At 64.4% G+C, this 14,876-nt stretch carries 14 protein-coding genes and 1 tRNA gene; 7 read left to right on the plus strand and 8 right to left on the minus strand.

Translation table 11 applies throughout. The annotated features are described in order from the left end of the window. Positions 1 to 8 precede the first annotated feature (8 nt). The gene (gene mobB / locus IVA93_RS29475; protein WP_085350470.1) at positions 9 to 536 is read right to left on the minus strand and encodes a molybdopterin-guanine dinucleotide biosynthesis protein B; all 528 of its coding nucleotides are present in this window, start codon (positions 534 to 536) and stop codon (positions 9 to 11) included. Between the two features lie 207 nt (positions 537 to 743). On the opposite strand from mobB, the gene fdhD reads away from it, so the two are divergent. Continuing rightward, entirely contained in the window at positions 744 to 1,634 is an 891-nt protein-coding gene (gene fdhD / locus IVA93_RS29480; RefSeq protein WP_018456157.1) for a formate dehydrogenase accessory sulfurtransferase FdhD, read from the plus strand. Then, on the plus strand, positions 1,579 to 2,256 hold the full coding sequence (gene mobA, locus IVA93_RS29485; protein ID WP_249799859.1) for a molybdenum cofactor guanylyltransferase MobA: 678 nt from the start codon (positions 1,579 to 1,581) through the stop codon (positions 2,254 to 2,256). Before fdhD ends, mobA begins: the two co-directional genes overlap by 56 nt. Before the next feature lie 7 nt (positions 2,257 to 2,263). Here mobA and IVA93_RS29490 read toward each other — a convergent pair whose 3' ends face one another. Genes IVA93_RS29490 through IVA93_RS29500 form a run of 3 tightly spaced genes read right to left on the minus strand, consistent with a single transcriptional unit; the run spans position 2,264 to position 6,220 of the window. Then, positions 2,264 to 4,213, minus strand: coding sequence for a molybdopterin biosynthesis protein (locus tag IVA93_RS29490; protein WP_018456159.1), 1,950 nt, complete (start codon positions 4,211 to 4,213; stop codon positions 2,264 to 2,266). A gap of 12 nt (positions 4,214 to 4,225) precedes the next feature. Continuing rightward, positions 4,226 to 5,332 (minus strand): molybdopterin-binding protein, encoded by a 1,107-nt coding sequence (locus IVA93_RS29495; RefSeq protein ID WP_018456160.1) that lies wholly within the window; start codon positions 5,330 to 5,332, stop codon positions 4,226 to 4,228. Positions 5,333 to 5,386: 54 nt separating this feature from the next. Beyond that, a complete protein-coding gene (locus IVA93_RS29500) occupies positions 5,387 to 6,220 on the minus strand; it encodes an ABC transporter substrate-binding protein (protein ID WP_018456161.1) in 834 nt (277 codons plus the stop codon). Between the two features lie 301 nt (positions 6,221 to 6,521). Between IVA93_RS29500 and IVA93_RS29505 the strand changes: the two genes are divergently transcribed. Both IVA93_RS29505 and IVA93_RS29510 read left to right on the plus strand, forming a co-directional pair. Then, a complete protein-coding gene (locus IVA93_RS29505) occupies positions 6,522 to 7,406 on the plus strand; it encodes a substrate-binding domain-containing protein (protein WP_247789294.1) in 885 nt (294 codons plus the stop codon). Positions 7,407 to 7,505: 99 nt separating this feature from the next. Continuing rightward, the gene (locus IVA93_RS29510; protein WP_018456163.1) at positions 7,506 to 8,735 is read left to right on the plus strand and encodes an ABC transporter substrate-binding protein; all 1,230 of its coding nucleotides are present in this window, start codon (positions 7,506 to 7,508) and stop codon (positions 8,733 to 8,735) included. 180 nt (positions 8,736 to 8,915) lie between these two features. On the opposite strand, the gene IVA93_RS29515 is transcribed toward IVA93_RS29510, so the two are convergent. Continuing rightward, positions 8,916 to 9,893 (minus strand): TAXI family TRAP transporter solute-binding subunit, encoded by a 978-nt coding sequence (locus tag IVA93_RS29515; RefSeq protein ID WP_018456164.1) that lies wholly within the window; start codon positions 9,891 to 9,893, stop codon positions 8,916 to 8,918. A gap of 106 nt (positions 9,894 to 9,999) precedes the next feature. On the opposite strand from IVA93_RS29515, the gene IVA93_RS29520 reads away from it, so the two are divergent. Together IVA93_RS29520 and IVA93_RS29525 are read left to right on the plus strand one after the other, a co-directional pair. Continuing rightward, on the plus strand, positions 10,000 to 10,974 hold the full coding sequence (locus IVA93_RS29520) for a Bug family tripartite tricarboxylate transporter substrate binding protein (RefSeq protein WP_039799642.1): 975 nt from the start codon (positions 10,000 to 10,002) through the stop codon (positions 10,972 to 10,974). Positions 10,975 to 11,354: 380 nt separating this feature from the next. Continuing rightward, positions 11,355 to 11,430, plus strand: a tRNA-Ile gene (locus IVA93_RS29525). 258 nt (positions 11,431 to 11,688) lie between these two features. Here the strand turns inward: IVA93_RS29525 and IVA93_RS29530 are convergent. The 3 genes from IVA93_RS29530 to IVA93_RS29540 are packed head-to-tail and all read right to left on the minus strand — an operon-like array spanning position 11,689 to position 13,495. After that, positions 11,689 to 12,447, minus strand: a complete 759-nt coding sequence (locus IVA93_RS29530) for an ImmA/IrrE family metallo-endopeptidase (protein ID WP_247402860.1) — start codon at positions 12,445 to 12,447, stop codon at positions 11,689 to 11,691. After that, entirely contained in the window at positions 12,444 to 12,869 is a 426-nt protein-coding gene (locus tag IVA93_RS29535; RefSeq protein ID WP_247402862.1) for a hypothetical protein, read from the minus strand. Before IVA93_RS29535 ends, IVA93_RS29530 begins: the two co-directional genes overlap by 4 nt. Then, entirely contained in the window at positions 12,866 to 13,495 is a 630-nt protein-coding gene (locus tag IVA93_RS29540) for a hypothetical protein (RefSeq protein ID WP_247402864.1), read from the minus strand. The genes IVA93_RS29535 and IVA93_RS29540 overlap by 4 nt, the downstream gene beginning before the upstream one ends. Before the next feature lie 149 nt (positions 13,496 to 13,644). Between IVA93_RS29540 and IVA93_RS29545 the strand changes: the two genes are divergently transcribed. Further along, positions 13,645 to 14,844, plus strand: a complete 1,200-nt coding sequence (locus IVA93_RS29545) for a nucleotidyltransferase domain-containing protein (protein WP_247402867.1) — start codon at positions 13,645 to 13,647, stop codon at positions 14,842 to 14,844. Positions 14,845 to 14,876 lie beyond the last annotated feature (32 nt).

Genomic DNA, 14,876 nt, shown 5'->3' on the forward strand with positions numbered 1-14,876 from the left:
GTGCCTCGTCAGCGCATCGCAGCGCTTTTCGCGACCGCTTCCTCGACCGGCATCGCCGCGCGCAGCAGCAATTCCGCGGCAGCGGCGATATCGTCGAGATGGACGGTCGGCAGTCGCGTTTCAATGGCGACATCGGCCGCGATCCCGTAAATTCCGGGATCATCGGGAAACAGCAACGGCTTGTCGTTGGCCGCGCGATGCACCTCGATCTTGCGATGCGGCTCGCGCTTGAAACCCTCGACCACGACGAGGTCGACGGCTGACAATTTGCTCAACAGTTCCGGCAGTCGCGGCTCCGCCGCCCCGCGCAATTCGTGCATCAGCGCCCAGCGATTTGACGAAGCAACCAGCACCTCGGCCGCGCCGGCCTCACGATGGCGCCAGGAGTCCTTGCCGGGAACGTCGACGTCGAACTGGTGATGCGCATGCTTGATGACCGAGACGCGCAAGCCAAGCGCATTGAAATGCGGGATCAGCCGCGTCAACAGCGTGGTCTTGCCCGCACCGCTCCAGCCCGCAAGGCCGATGACTTTCATTCCAGCTCCGTCTCCGCGAGCGACCAGGTCCCTGATGGAACCACTCTCTCCTCCGTCATTGCGAGCGCAGCGAAGCATCTAGGAATGGATCCACAGCGGCAGCCCGGATTGCTTCGCTTCGCTCGCAATGACGAAAAGGCGGCATTTCGTTCTTTCGCTAGCATGCTTATATCGGCTTGACCCGAATGTCATGCTAACGTCGCGGCCATGATGAAGATCGACAAAGCCCCAGTGCCCCTGATCGTCCCTGATACCGACGACCCGCGCCTCACCGAGAGCGTGACCGGGACCGACCAGTCCGGCGCCAGAATCGAGATCAAGGTGCCGGTGGAGCGCCCGCTGACGCTCTACCTGAATTCGCAGGAGATCGTCACCATGATGACGATCGGCGACTATCCGGAATATCTGGCGCTGGGCTATTTGCTCAACCAGAACATGCTGAAGTATAATGACGCGGTCACCGAGGTCGAATACGACGACGACCTCCAGGTGGTGGTGGTGCGCACCGAGCATCACACCAATTTCGAAGCCAAGCTGAAGAAGCGCACGCAGACATCGGGCTGCGCGCAGGGCACCGCCTTCGGCGATCTGCTGGAGGCGGTCGAGAGCGTGGCGTTGCCGAAGGCGGAGCTGCGGACCTCCTGGCTGTACCAGATGACGCAGACCATCAACACCATGCCCTCGCTCTATCTGGAGGCCGGTGCGATCCACGGCTGCGTGCTGTGCAGGGAGGGGGAGCCGCTCTGCTACACCGAGGATGTCGGCCGTCACAACGCCGTCGACAAGATCGCGGGCTGGATGTACCGCCACGGCGTCGATGCATCCGACAAGATCCTCTATACCACGGGACGGCTCACCTCTGAGATGGTGATCAAGACGGTCCGCATGGGAATTCCGATCCTGGTGTCGCGCTCCGGCTTCACCGCCTGGGGCGTCGATCTCGCCCGGCAGGTGGGCTTGACGCTGGTCGGCCGCGCGCGCGGCAAACGCTTCATCGCGTTGTCGGGGGAAGAGCGCATCGTCTACGACCAGAACCTCGCTTATGTCGAGGAGGAATCGGCCAAGCACAAGCGCAAGGGTGAAGGTGGTGACGATTAGCTGTCCGACCACGCAAGGCGTGCTGCTCGCCGGCGGCCTCGCGCGGCGCATGGGCGGCGGCGACAAGCCGATGCGCACTATTGGCGGCCGCACCATTCTGGAACGCGTGATCGCGCGCCTATCACCCCAATGCAGCGGGCTGATCCTCAATGCCAACGGCGATCCCGCCCGCTTCGCCGCGTTCGGTTTGCAGGTCGTCGCCGACGACGTGCCCGGCTTTCCCGGTCCACTCGCCGGCATCCTTGCCGCGCTCGACTGGACCGCGGCGAACCGGCCTGAGGTGGAATGGGTGCTCAGTGCCGCCGGCGACTGTCCATTCCTGCCGCGCCATCTGGTCGCGCGCTTGCATGACGAACGCATCGCGGCGAATGCCGAGCTCGCCGTTGCGGCGTCGGGCGGCCAGTCGCATCCGGTGATAGGCTTGTGGCGCGTTGGCTTGCGAGACGAACTGCGTCACGCGCTGGTGGTCGAGGATCTCCGCAAGATCGACCGCTGGACCGCGCGTTATCCGCTCGCGACCGTGACGTGGCCGAGCGAACCGCTCGATCCGTTCTTCAATGCCAATACGGTCGAGGATATCGCGGAAGCCGAGCGGCTCGCCGCACTGGATGCGGCGTCCTAACCAAGCTCTACGCCGGCCGGAATCCGGCCCGCTCCAGCGCGGCACGCGCTTCGTCCGAGCCGAGCGCATCGAGAAAGGCCCGCACCGCCGGACGCTGCTTCCGCGCCGTCACCAACGCGAAGTCATAATGCTCCTCCGCGAGCGGAATGAAACCGAGGCCGACCGCCTTGGCGACCGGCGCAATGGTCATGCCCCAGTCGGCGCGATGCTGCGCGACCGCCGCGGCCACCGCGTTGTGCGAGCGTGGCTGGTTCCAGTAGCCTTCCGGGCGCGCACCACCGAGCAACCGGTCGATCAGGATGCGCGTGCCGGCGCCCTGGTTGCGGTTGACCATGATGCAGGAGGGATCAGCGAGCGCCGCGACGACGGCGTCCTTCGCGCTGTGGCCTTCGAAACGCTTGTCGCCCTTGCGGAACACGATGCCCTGCATCCGTCGCCAGCCCGGCACGAGTTCGAGACCTTCGACGAGGTAAGGCGCATTGTAGGTCTCGCTCTTGTCGTCGAACAGATGGATCGGCGCCAGATCGCATTCGCCGCGCCGCGCCGCCGCAAGTCCACCGAGACTGCCGACCGCGATCGAGCGCACGGTCAGCCCGGCATGCGCGAGTTGCGCCGTGACGAGATCGAGGCCGGCGCAATGACTGCCGACGATGACGAGATCGGGCACCCGCACATGCGGCGTGAACAGCGTCACCTCGGCTTCGGTCCCGGCCGGCATCTGGTCGGCGAGTGCGTCGATGCGCAGAAAACCGTCGGCCTGCGCGAACGACGTGATCGCACCGGACCCCTTGCCGGAGGGATAAGCGATCAAGCCGTCCTTGCCTTCGACCAGCGAGACCATGACGAATTCGGTGCGGCCGAGCTCGGAAGCAATGCGCACCGGCACGGTCGCGCTCACCTTGGCATCGGAGCGCGGCGGCAGTCCGGCCATTTTGCGCAGCACCGGTACGATCATGTCGTGAAAGGTGAACATCGCCGAGGTCGGAAAACCCGGCAGGATCACCACCGGCTTGCCGTCGCACACCGCAAGACACAGCGGCTTGCCGGGCTTGAGCGCAATGCCATGCGCAATGATCCCGGGCTGGCCGAGCCGGCCGATGATGCGATGAGACAGATCGCCCGCGCCTTTCGACGTGCCGCCGGAGAGCACTAGCATGTCGGCGTCCGCCAGCGCACGCCGCATGGCGGCTTCGAGCTGAGCTTCGTCGTCGGGAATGGCGCCGAGGAAAACCGCCTCTCCGCCGTTCTCGTCGATCGCAGCAGTGACGATCGCGCCGTTGGTATCGTAAATCGCAGCAGGCGCGAGCACCTCGCCGGGCTGAACCAGTTCGTCGCCGGTGGAGATCACGGCCACACGAGGTTTGCGCACGACGCTCACCTCGGCAAGACCGCAAGCCGCCAGCATGCCCACCTCGCGCGAGCCCACGATCGTGCCGGCGCGCAGCAGCGCCTCGCCGCGCGCGATATCGGATCCTGCGTAGGATATGAATTGCCCGGGCGAGGCGGCGCGACGGACGTCGATGGTGGCCGATCCCGCCGGCTGGGTATGCTCGACCATGACCACGGCATCGGCACCGCGCGGCAGCGGACCGCCGGTGGCAATCGGCGTTGCCGTTCCCGCCGCCACTTGCAGCGCGGGTACGGTGCCGCAGTGAATAGTCTCGCCATTCAGCCCGAGGCGAACTTGCGCACCTTCGCCGGCTGTCGCAAGGTCCGCTGAGCGCACCGCGAAGCCGTCGACGTTGGAACGGTCGAACGGTGGCACGTCGATTGGCGCAGTGATGTCTTCAGCAAGCGACGCGCCGAGCGCTGCTGCGAGCTTGCGTCTTTCGCTTGGGATCGCGCGAGGGAACAGCGCAGCCTCGAAGCGTGCCAGGGCCTCCTCGCGGGAAACGATTTTCAGGAACTGTTCCTGTTCGAGTGCGCTGCGGACTTGCGATTGCGGGATCATGGTCATGCTAAACCCATATCATTCCCGCATCAGATAGGCATCGACCGGCGCGCCCGCTGCAAATCCCTCGTGGCCGGCGGGAACAAGCAGCCATGCATCGGCACGGGCCATTGCCTGGAGCGGCCATTCTCCTACCGCAAGCGGCACCCACGCATGATGTTCCTCGGCCAGCAGGACCATTTCGGCGATGCCGACGCTGGATGCAATCTTTCGCGCGAGCGGCAAGACTATCTGTCGGCGCGGCTGCCGCGCCGACAGAAGGTCGACGAGCGGCAGCACGAGCGCGAGCCAGACCGCGAGCGCATGGTCCGGCGATCCGGGCAAGCCGACGACAGGAATGGTTCCCAGCCGCCCGATCGCGGCGGTGCGTCCGGGCTGGAGCGCAAGACCATGGGCAATCACGTCACCACCCTGGGCCAGCGCCGTGACCGCGGCATCCTTGCGACCGACGCCGCTGCCGCCGATCGTCAGCAGGAGATCGCAGGTAGGCGTCCCCAACGTCTCCGCGATCGATCCCGCGTCTCGCGCGCCGGCCTCGCTCGTCTGCACATCCAGTCCAGCGGCGCGAGCAATGTCCGCGATCAAATGCATGGTCAGCGTTGCACCTGATACATTGACAATGCGCAGCCGCGGACGGCGCACGCTCAGCCGGTCCAGCCCGGCGGCGCGCGCGAGCAAAAGAGCGGCAGGACCGACCGGATACCCCTCTGCGGCGGCAGGCGTTCGTCCGTCGATGTCGCTTCCTGCGCGCCTGACGCCCTGCCCCGGCACGCCCTCCGCCAACACCTGGGCGAGCGGACCAGACACCTCGACTGAATCGGCATCGAGCACACAGTCGCATCCCGCTGGCATCGCGTCGCCGGCATCGACCCAGGCGGGCGCTGTCGGCAGCGGCAGCGGTGAATAGGAGGACGCGCCGACCAGATCATTGGCGCATAACGCCCAGCCGTCCGCGGCAGCGACGTCACAGGATGGTCGAGGCGCGAGCAGCGGATTGCCCGCGGCGATGCAGCCGGCCGCTTCGCTCAGCGGCAACTCCACCGGCGTGAGCGGATCAAGCCCCTTCAGCAACGCGGCGAGCGCGGTGTCGAGTGGCGTCAGCGATGGCGGCAGGCGCTGGGTCATGCGCCATGATGGACCATGCATCGCCCGGTTTGGCAACCGCTGGCGACACGAACGTCAGCCGCCCGATTTGTCCGCATTGGGGAAGAACAGTTGTTGTCCGTCGACCTTGTATCCGGCGATCGCCGCCTGCCCGTCCGGCGAGATCAGCCAGTCGACGAAGTCTTGCCCCAATTCCTTCTTGACGTTCGGAAACTTCGCGGGGTTCACCAGCATCACGCCGTACTGATTGAGCAGCCGCTTGTCGCCTTCGACGACGATGTCGAGATCGCCGCGATCCCGAAAAGCGATCCAGCTGCCACGGTCGGACAGCACATAGGCGTTCGCCGTGCGCGCTGCATCAAGGGCTGAGGCCATGTCCTGCTTGGCTTCGCGATACCATGCGCCCTTGGTACGGGCGATGTCGATGCCGGCGACGATCCAGAGCGCGAGCTCCGCGGCATGCGTGCCCGAGCGGTCGCCGCGCGTCACGAACGGCGCGCCCTTGGCCTCGATCGCCTTCAGCGCGGTCGCGATGTCCTTGCCCTTCACGCCGGCGGGATCGCTCTTCGGCCCGATCAGCACATAGTCGTTGTACATCACGTCAAAGCGCTTCACCGCAAAACCGTCGGCAACGAATTTCTCCTCCTGCGGCCGTGCATGCATCAGCACGACGTCGACTTCGCCCCTTCGTGCCCCCTCGAGCACCTCGTCGGCGCGCCGCGCGATCACCGTCACCTCGATGCCGGTCTTCTCACGGAACATCGGCAGCAGATAGTCGAGCAGGCCGGACTCCTGCGTCGCTGTGGTCGTGGCGAGCACGATCGCGCGGTCCTCCGCGGATGACGCTGCAACGCCGGCGACGAGGCCGCAGAGAAGCGCGAGTGCAACGGAGAGGCGGCGGACGGCCATGATCGGGTTCCCACTGGCTATGACGCGATCATGATGCTGATGGATTGCGCCGCACTCGTGACGCGTTTGCACATTGTGCCCGCAGCGTCGGGAAATTCCGGCAATGCGCCGCGCGCGAAGACCGCAAGATCCGCACCACGCGAGCGATTCAGGATCGTTCACCAAGGCAGAGATCGCGCGTGGGGATGTGTTGCAAAGCAGCGAGATGATCGGGCATGGTCGTGGCGGACAAAACTTGAAATGCAGAATTCCACCTGCGTCGAACGTCAAAAAGAAGCAAGAATTTGCATAGGAATGCAGGATGGAATTCCTGACGACCAGCGAAGCCGCCGACTATCTTCGGCTCGGCGAACGCAAGCTTTACGAACTCGTCACCACCGGTGCGATCCCCTGCACCAAGGTGACCGGAAAATGGCTCTTCCCGCGGCACGAACTCGACCTCTGGGTGCTGTCCGGACTGGCGCGCCCGGCCGGCATGCTGATCGCGGAGCCGCCGCCGGTCGTCGGCGGCAGCCAGGACGAGCTTCTAGATTGGAGTCTGCGCGAATCCGTCTCGGGCCTGGGCTCGATGAGCGAGGGCAGCGCACGCGGGCTCGAGCGCTTACAGCGCGACGAGGTGATGGCCGTGGCAATGCACTTCCACAGCGTCGACGCCGACGGCAATCTTGCCGCCGAGGCCAATGCGACGGTCCTGCGAGACGCTCCGGACCTGCATGATGCATTGCTGGTCGCGTTCGCGCGCCGCGAGCAGGGTCTCGTGCTGCCGCCGGGCAATCCCAAGCGGCTGCGCGGCCTTTCCGACGTGCTCGCGCTCGGGGCCAGGATGGCGATGCGACAGCAGGGCACGGGCGCGCAGATGCTGCTCGATGTGCTGCTGAAGCGCGCCGGCGCCTCGACGCGCCGGATCGAGATGCCGGCCCTGACCGGGCCGGATCTCGCCGAGATCGTTCGCGCGGGACAGGCCGATTGCGGCATCGCGACGCGTGCGTCCGCGCGCTCGGCCGGCCTCGATTTCGTGCCGCTGGTCTGGGAGAACTTCGACCTCGCGATGCGGCAGCGCAGCTATTTCCGCCCCGCCATGCAGGGCCTGATCCGGTTCCTCGGCGAAAAGCGGTTGGTCCAGCGCGCCGAGGAGCTGACCGGCTACGATCCCTCCCCGGCCGGACAAATCCGCTTCGCCGCCTGACGTTGACGCCCGCCCCCAAATAGTTGCAAAAGAAACCAATTCAGCCGGGCCATACCCGGGGGTACACCGGCCAACGCGCCGGATCAGGGGAGGACAAATATGAAGCCAACGAGATTTGGACTGCCGGTCGCTGCCGGCTTTGCAGCGACGTTCCTGGCGGCGACGCTGCTGCCGGGCGCCGCAATGGCGCAGGTGTCCGACGACGTCGTCAAGATCGGCGTGCTCACCGACATGAACGGTCCGGCCTCGGCGCCGACCGGCCAGGGTTCGGTGACGGCGGCGCAGATGGCGATCGACGATTTCGGCGGCACCGTGCTCGGCAAGCCGATCAGCATCGTCGTCGGCGACCACCAGCTCAAGGCCGATATCGGCGGCGCCATCGCGCGGCGCTGGTACGACGTCGACCAGGTCGATCTGATCGTCGACGTACCGGTCTCCGCGGTCGGGCTCGCGGTGCAGAACATGGCCAACGAGAAGAAGCGGCTGTTCATCACCCACTCCACCGGCACCGCCGATTTCCACGGCAAGTTCTGCTCGCCCTATGCGATCCAGTGGGTGTTCGACACCCGCGCGCTCGCGGTCGGCACCGCGGACGCGGTGGTCAAGCGCGGCGGCGACAGCTGGTTCTTCATCACCGACGATTATGCCTTCGGCCATTCGCTGGAGCGCGACGCCTCGGCGGTCGTGACCGCCAATGGCGGCAAGGTGCTGGGCTCGGTGAAGCCGCCGCTGGCGACGCCCGACCTCTCCTCCTTCGTGCTGCAGGCGCAGGCCTCCAAGGCCAAGATCATCGGCATCGCGGCGGGTCCGCCGAACAACATGAACGAGATCAAGACCGGCTCCGAATTCGGCGTGTTCAAGGGCGGCCAGCAGATGGCGGCGCTGCTGGCGCTGATCACCGACATCCACGGCCTCGGCCTGCAGGCAGCCCAAGGGCTGTTGCTGACGACATCGTTCTATTGGGACCTGGACGACAAGACCCGCGAATGGTCGAAGCGCTACTTCGCCAAGATGAACAAGATGCCGTCGATGTGGCAGGCCGGCGTCTATTCGAGCGTGATGCACTATCTCAACGCCATCAAGGACACCGGCACCGACGATCCGCTCAAGGTGGCCGCCAAGATGCGGGAAAAGCCGATCGAGGATTTCTTCGCCCGCAACGGCCGCTTACGCGAAGACAATCTGATGGTGCACGATCTGTGGCTGGTGCAGGTGAAGACGCCGGAGGAAAGCAAATATCCGTGGGACTATTACAAGATCCTCACCACGATCTCGGGCGACAAGGCTTTCGGTCCGCCGGACCCGGCGTGTGCGATGGTGAAGAAGTGAGAGTGTAGCGACGCCGCGCTGACGGTGCACCCTCTCCCCTTGCGGGAGAGGGTGGATTCGCGAAGCGAAGCCGGGTGAGGGGTCGTCTCCGCGAGTCCAACTCGCTGTTGAGTTCGCGGAGAGATACCCCTCATCCGGCGCTTCGCGCCACCTTCTCCCACAGGGGGAGAAGGAAGCGCCCTACTTCAGCACCCCGATCTCGCGAAAGTACTTCATCACGCCGGGATGGATCAGCTCGGGCTTCGGCGCGGCGGCGACCGTGTTCGCGGCCGTGGTCTCGCAGGCTTGCGCGAGCTGCTTGCAGAAGGTCGGCTCGACACCGTGAAGCGTCTTCGCCAGGCGATAGGCGACGTCATCGGGCAAATCTTCGCGCGTCAGCACAAAGCTCCAGGACCCCAGCGAGGCGATCGGCTCGGACTGGTTCGGGTAGCTGCCGGCCGGCACGGTGAGCGGCTTCAGGAAGGCATGCTTGGCGCGGATGCGCGCGATCTCCTCAGCACTGGGCGCGATGAAGCGCGCGCCTGATACGCTCGAGGCCACCGCCGCGAAGCCGGGCCAGCCGATGCCGGCGCCCCAGAGTGCTGCGACGCGGCCATCCTCGACCATCGCGGGCCCGTCGCCGGCGCGGTCGAGATAGATCGCCTTGAAGTCCTCGTCCTGCTTCAGGCCGAGGCCATCGAGCACGTAGCGCGCCAGGATCGGCAGGCCCGAGCCCTTGGCGCCGAACGCGACGGGCTGACCGACGAGATCGCGAATGGTCTTGTACGGACTGTCCGCGCGCACCACGAACATGCCGGGGTTGGAATAGATCGCCGTGAGAATCTTCAACGAGACCTTCGCACGGCCGATGCCGGCGAAGGCTTCATAGGCCGGCTCGCCCGCGACCAGAGCGAGATCGAGCTCGCCCTTCTCCAGCAGCGGAATGTTCTCGTTGCTGCCCTTGGTGTTGCGCGGGGCGATGATCACTTGCGGATCGGCTGCGTTCATCGCTTGCGCAAAGGCGTTGCCATAGAGCGGAAAGCCGCCGCCGGGCGTCGCGGTGCCCAAGCTGATCGTCAGGCTGGGTGTGTTGGTCGGAATGGCGTTGGCTCCGGTTTGAGCGGCGGCGGGGCTTGAAAGCAGCGCCGCGCCGAGCAGGAAAACAAAAGCGAATCTCATGGTCGGTCCCGGCGGGGGCGCGTCAACATCGACTTGCGGGATGTAGGCAGCGCCCCGATTTTGTGAAAGCATGCAGCCCAACGACAATAGAACAATGGGAGACGTCATGTTGCGAATTTTGCGTAACAGTGTTTGCGGGCTGGTTTTCCTTTCAACGCTGTTGGGCGCCGCACCTCCCGCCTCCGCCGCTTATCCCGACCGTCCCGTGCACTGGATCATCGGCTTCTCCGCCGGCGGCCCGGTCGATATCGTGGCGCGGATCATGGCGCAGTGGCTGACCGACCGCCTCGGCCAGCAGTTCATCGTCGAGAACCGCACCGGCTCGGGCGGCAACATCGCGGCCGCTGCCGCGATCACCTCGCCGCCGGACGGCTACACGCTGCTGTTCGTCGCGCCCAACAACGCGATCTCGACCTCGCTCTACAAGAAGCTGCCGTTCGACTTCCTGCGCGACACGGTGCCGGTCGCGAGCATCATGCAGCTCACCAACATGCTGGTCGTCTCCAACGCGTTCCCGGCGAAGACGGTTCAGGAGTTCATCGACTACTGCAAGGCCAATCCCGGCAAGATCTCCTTTGCCTCGTCCGGCAACGGCACCTCGGTGCACATGTCGGCGGAGCTGTTCAAGGTGATGAGCAAGTGCGACATGGTGCACGTGCCCTATCGGGGATCTGCGATCGCGTTCCCCGACATCATCTCCAACAAGGTGCAGCTGATCTTCGACAACCTCCCCTCCGCGATGGAGCAGGCCAAGGGCGGCAATGTCCGCGCGCTCGGCGTGACCTCGCCGCAGCGCTGGCCGAGCGTGCCCGACGTGCCCGCGATCGCCGAGACGTTGCCCGGCTTCGAATCGGTCGGCTTCTACGGCATCTCCGCGCCGAAGGGCACGCCGCAGGACGTGATCGAGATCCTCAACAAGGCCGTCAACGAGGCGCTGAAGGACCCGAAGCTGGTCGCGCGCCTCACCGAGACCGGCGGCATCCCCAAGCCGATGACGCCGGCCGAGTTCGGCAAGCTGGTCACCGACGAGACCGAGAAGTGGCGCAAGGTGGTGGAGTTCGCCGGCGTGTCGGTGGACTAGGCCTGCGGAACTGCCGCGCGCCTCAGCACGCCAACGCGACATCGGAGGGGATCGGAAGACCCCTCCGAACAGAATGTGCGAAAACAACCCCATGCACAGTAGAAATATCGAGCGATCACAAGGGGTTACAAAATCGAAAAACCGAGCACCCTGGCGCGATTACCAGAAGGTGGGGGCGAAGGCTCGGCGAGATGGGCTTGCGCCGTCGGGCAAAACAGGACTATAAGGGCATTATCGCAAATTTCGGTTATTCAAAAATCTCAGACCTTTCCGCGCCAACGTTTGCAACCGCCGGCGCCAGCATTGCACCCCCGCCTCCGTCCCTGTAAACGAACCGCGCACCGTTGCCGGCCGCTGATCCCGCGGGCCGTCTCGCGGCGGGGCCTGTAGCTCAATGGTTAGAGCCGGCCGCTCATAACGGTCTGGTTGCAGGTTCGAGTCCTGCCGGGCCCACCACGCTTCGCCCTTCGGGCTACGCGTGGTGTGCGGACACCGAAAGAGTGACTCGATTCCCGAATAAGAGTGACTCGATCGCCGCCCTTAAGAGTGACTCGATTTCGTAGATCATTGAATTGATTTACCAAATCCGCTTGGATTTTCGCAATCCTGCTTATGAGCGCGAAAAAGCCCCGAGGGGTCTTTTGGCTGTGTGGACACGCTTGGCGAATGGGCGCAAGACGCATCTGCGAACGTGATCGACCTCGCACTGGCGGACTAATGTGCGATCGCCTGCTGCGGCAATGTCAGCACCGTCAGGATCTCCTCGTCCGGCAAAAGGAACGACTGCTCTTCCACCATATGCCGGTCGCACCCCTTGAAGTCGAACCAAGCGTCCGCCGGGTTCTTTCTAGGAAAGGTCTGCTCGCCTGCACCCCGGAATAGCATGTCAGCGGCGAACGTTTGGTCGTCCAATTGCCTGACAGGTCGCCACCACGGCGCAATCATCGGAGCCGCCTGGTACCAGACCCGTTCCCGCTTGTTGTGGCAAACGATGACCATCGGGAAATGGTTCAGGACCGTCATCTTCACCAGCGTAGCGGTGAGGCTGACGTCGAATTCCTCGGCCAATTCTCTGGACGCGATTAACATGAGCCGCTTCATCTTGCGCAAGCGGGGAAGCACCATGAAATTAGGCAGAAGCAGGTCGGATGCGAACTCGTCGGCGTGGCGCTCTGGATTGAGCGCGTCGTGCTTGAAGTTGCAGACATCGTTCTTGCCGCAGAAGAGAACCTGTCCGCGATGATGGTGCCAATGCCCAAGCTCGTGCCCTAGCGAAAATCTCTGGCGCTGACGCATGCTGAGACAATTGATCGAGATCACCGCATGCCGCTTTGATCCCACGATCGTGGCTTCGCAATTGTCGATCGGCTTGTAGTTGACTACCGCGCGCTGGGTCCAAGCGATGGCATCGAGGTCGATGTCCTTGGGCTCAGTGATTCCAAGTCCGATGAGCAGGCGCTCCGCTGGCGTCATTCTTCCCGTTCTTCCTGGTCCTCGTTTTCGAGCGCCTGTAGCTGGGCCAAGTCGTTAAGTAGCCCCTCTTCGTCGCGTTCCGACAGCTTGCCACCCTTACGCGCGGCCATCATGGCGTCCGTCACGCGGCCAGATCTCATTCCATCCAGCCGTCGGCGCGCCTTTTCAAGATCCAGACTTTTGACATTCTGCTGGTCGCGTAACGCGTTCACCTCGTCCTGAGCTTGCTTGAAGCGCATTCGAGCCGCGCGCGCCTTGGCCTCTTCTACGGCCGAGCCGGCGCGCGTGGCAGCTTTGTCGAAATCATCGCCCGCCTCTTTGAAATCTTCACGAAGGTCGGCTTCGGATGCGTCGAGAATGCTGTCGTCGATGGCCTTGCCGATTTTTGCCAGCCGTTCGAGGTCGGTTGGATCTCTGCTCATATCCGCCATCCCCTCGGGTATTCCCGGCGACCGATGCGCCGGATCTTCTTGATCACGTAATCCAAGCGAGCCTGGTCGATGCCCACAAAATCGCGGAGTTCCTCGCCCCTCATGTCATTTTCCCAGCCCAGCAGCACCATGCTCATCTCCTCGTCGGGGCCGAAGTGGGCATTCAGCACCGTCCAGACTTCCGATGCCCGCCTGTCCTGCTCCGCTTCCATCATGCCCTGCTCCGGATTCGGCCCCGCATCCTTCAGCGGCGACTTACTCTTCCCGTCGCTTGTCTTCCTGCCGCCGTCGTCCGTCCTGGCATCCTCAGGTGCCACCTGCTTCTGGAGCCGCTTGCGCCGCCTGCTCGCAATATTCCGCATCGACTGAGCCAGGAAGGCAATGAACAGGATGGATCGGGGGCACGTCTTCTCCTCGAACACCGCGGAGCACACAGCCTCTTGAAGCAAGTCGCCGTCCGCGAAGTCCGTGCCCTCGAGGTGACGCCGCTCAATTGCATCGAGCCGAGCGAGATCTAGCGGGGTCAGCCCATCCAGCGCCGAGACCACCTCGTCATAGGTAAGGTGATCCGGGGGAGGAGCCGCAGCTTCGGCAAAAGGCGCGCCAAGGAGGTCCATAACTTCACGCTTCCTATGCCGGCTGAAAAATCATTTCGGACAAAGATTTTTTGAGTCCGAAAGGTCCGGCTGGCGGGCATTCAGTTGTAGAGGCGACCGGTTTCGAGAGGCAACCGGGGGCAAGTAACTCGAAAACTGGTGTCGGAACAATGAATTACATAACAGAGCGGGCGCAGTTGCGCCAGACGCAACTGGTCGGCCTCATCGAGGAGGTCTGCCAGTACGTGGAGCCGTCCTCCTATCAGCGCGACCTCGCAAAGCAGCGATATGAACGCGTCGGTGACTGGCTGGCCCGATCGGACGACTGGCTGTTGGCATCGATCGCAATCAGGCTTCAGGGATCGGTTGCCATCGGCACGGCCGTGAAGCCGATCGGAGCCAACGAGCACGACGTTGACCTGGTCGCGCATGTGCCCGACCTTGATCTCGCGGTCTCTCCGGCGCTGCTCAAGCAGCGGATCGGCGACCGACTCCGCAGCAACGGCAACTATGCGGGGTTGCTGGTCGAGATGCCGCGGTGCTGGCGCCTGGATTACGCGAACGAATTCCACCTCGACATCACGCCCTCGATCCCGAATCCGGAATGCCGCCTGGGTGGAGAGCTCGTTCCCGACAAGACGCTGAAGATGTGGAAAGCGTCCAATCCGCAAGGCTACCGCGCCAAGTTCGAGCGACGGGCAGCGCTTCTGCCGCGCATCCGGTCGGTGTTCGGCAAGGCATTCGACAGCGCCCGGTCCGACGCGCAGGTCGAGCCGTACCCCGAGGAGAAGCGGCTGAAGGGCATCCTGCGCCGAATCGTGCAGATCGCCAAGCGCCACCGTGACGTCCATTTCATCGATGACGACCAAGGGCTCGCACCACTCTCGATCATCATCACGACGCTGGCGTCGCGGGCCTATGAAATGTGCGTCAGCACCTCCGAGTACGACCACGAGCTCGACCTGATCGTCGATGTGCTCAGCCGGATGCCGCAGATGCTGCAGACCAGTACGGTCGAGGGGCGCGTGATGTGGTGCCTCTGGAATCAGACCACTGCCGGCGAAAACTTCTGCGAGAAGTGGAACAAGCACCCCGAGCGTGCGAGCGCCTTCTTCGCATGGCACTGTAAGGTCGTTGCCGACGTCGAGCACCTCGCCGGCGCGCGGGGTCTTGACCAGGTGCGGCGTCTCCTCGGCGACATCTTCGGCACGGCGCCGGCGAACAAGGCGATGGATTCCCTGACCGAACGCGTCGACACCGCGCGCGCCACGAACCGCCTCTCGGTCTCGCGGCCGGCGGGCCTGATCGTGGGTACCGCGGCAAGCGCGACTCCGGTTCGCGCCAACACCTTCTTCGGCGGTGGGCCCTGACATCATGCGGCTCGGACGACCGAAAGCGCTGA

The organism is Bradyrhizobium sp. 155, from assembly GCF_023101105.1.
GTDB lineage: Bacteria > Pseudomonadota > Alphaproteobacteria > Rhizobiales > Xanthobacteraceae > Bradyrhizobium > Bradyrhizobium canariense_D.

Bases quoted from the DNA above. Each gene is read 5' to 3' on its own strand.
- mobB (WP_085350470.1), bottom strand. From the start codon at position 536: ATGAAAGTCATCGGCCTTGCGGGCTGGAGCGGTGCGGGCAAGACCACG.
- fdhD (WP_018456157.1), top strand. From the start codon at position 744: ATGATGAAGATCGACAAAGCCCCAGTGCCCCTGATCGTCCCTGATACC.
- mobA (WP_249799859.1), top strand. From the start codon at position 1,579: ATGTCGAGGAGGAATCGGCCAAGCACAAGCGCAAGGGTGAAGGTGGTG.
- IVA93_RS29490 (WP_018456159.1), bottom strand. From the start codon at position 4,213: ATGACCATGATCCCGCAATCGCAAGTCCGCAGCGCACTCGAACAGGAA.
- IVA93_RS29495 (WP_018456160.1), bottom strand. From the start codon at position 5,332: ATGACCCAGCGCCTGCCGCCATCGCTGACGCCACTCGACACCGCGCTC.
- IVA93_RS29500 (WP_018456161.1), bottom strand. From the start codon at position 6,220: ATGGCCGTCCGCCGCCTCTCCGTTGCACTCGCGCTTCTCTGCGGCCTC.
- IVA93_RS29505 (WP_247789294.1), top strand. From the start codon at position 6,522: ATGGAATTCCTGACGACCAGCGAAGCCGCCGACTATCTTCGGCTCGGC.
- IVA93_RS29510 (WP_018456163.1), top strand. From the start codon at position 7,506: ATGAAGCCAACGAGATTTGGACTGCCGGTCGCTGCCGGCTTTGCAGCG.
- IVA93_RS29515 (WP_018456164.1), bottom strand. From the start codon at position 9,893: ATGAGATTCGCTTTTGTTTTCCTGCTCGGCGCGGCGCTGCTTTCAAGC.
- IVA93_RS29520 (WP_039799642.1), top strand. From the start codon at position 10,000: ATGTTGCGAATTTTGCGTAACAGTGTTTGCGGGCTGGTTTTCCTTTCA.
- IVA93_RS29530 (WP_247402860.1), bottom strand. From the start codon at position 12,447: ATGACGCCAGCGGAGCGCCTGCTCATCGGACTTGGAATCACTGAGCCC.
- IVA93_RS29535 (WP_247402862.1), bottom strand. From the start codon at position 12,869: ATGAGCAGAGATCCAACCGACCTCGAACGGCTGGCAAAAATCGGCAAG.
- IVA93_RS29540 (WP_247402864.1), bottom strand. From the start codon at position 13,495: ATGGACCTCCTTGGCGCGCCTTTTGCCGAAGCTGCGGCTCCTCCCCCG.
- IVA93_RS29545 (WP_247402867.1), top strand. From the start codon at position 13,645: ATGAATTACATAACAGAGCGGGCGCAGTTGCGCCAGACGCAACTGGTC.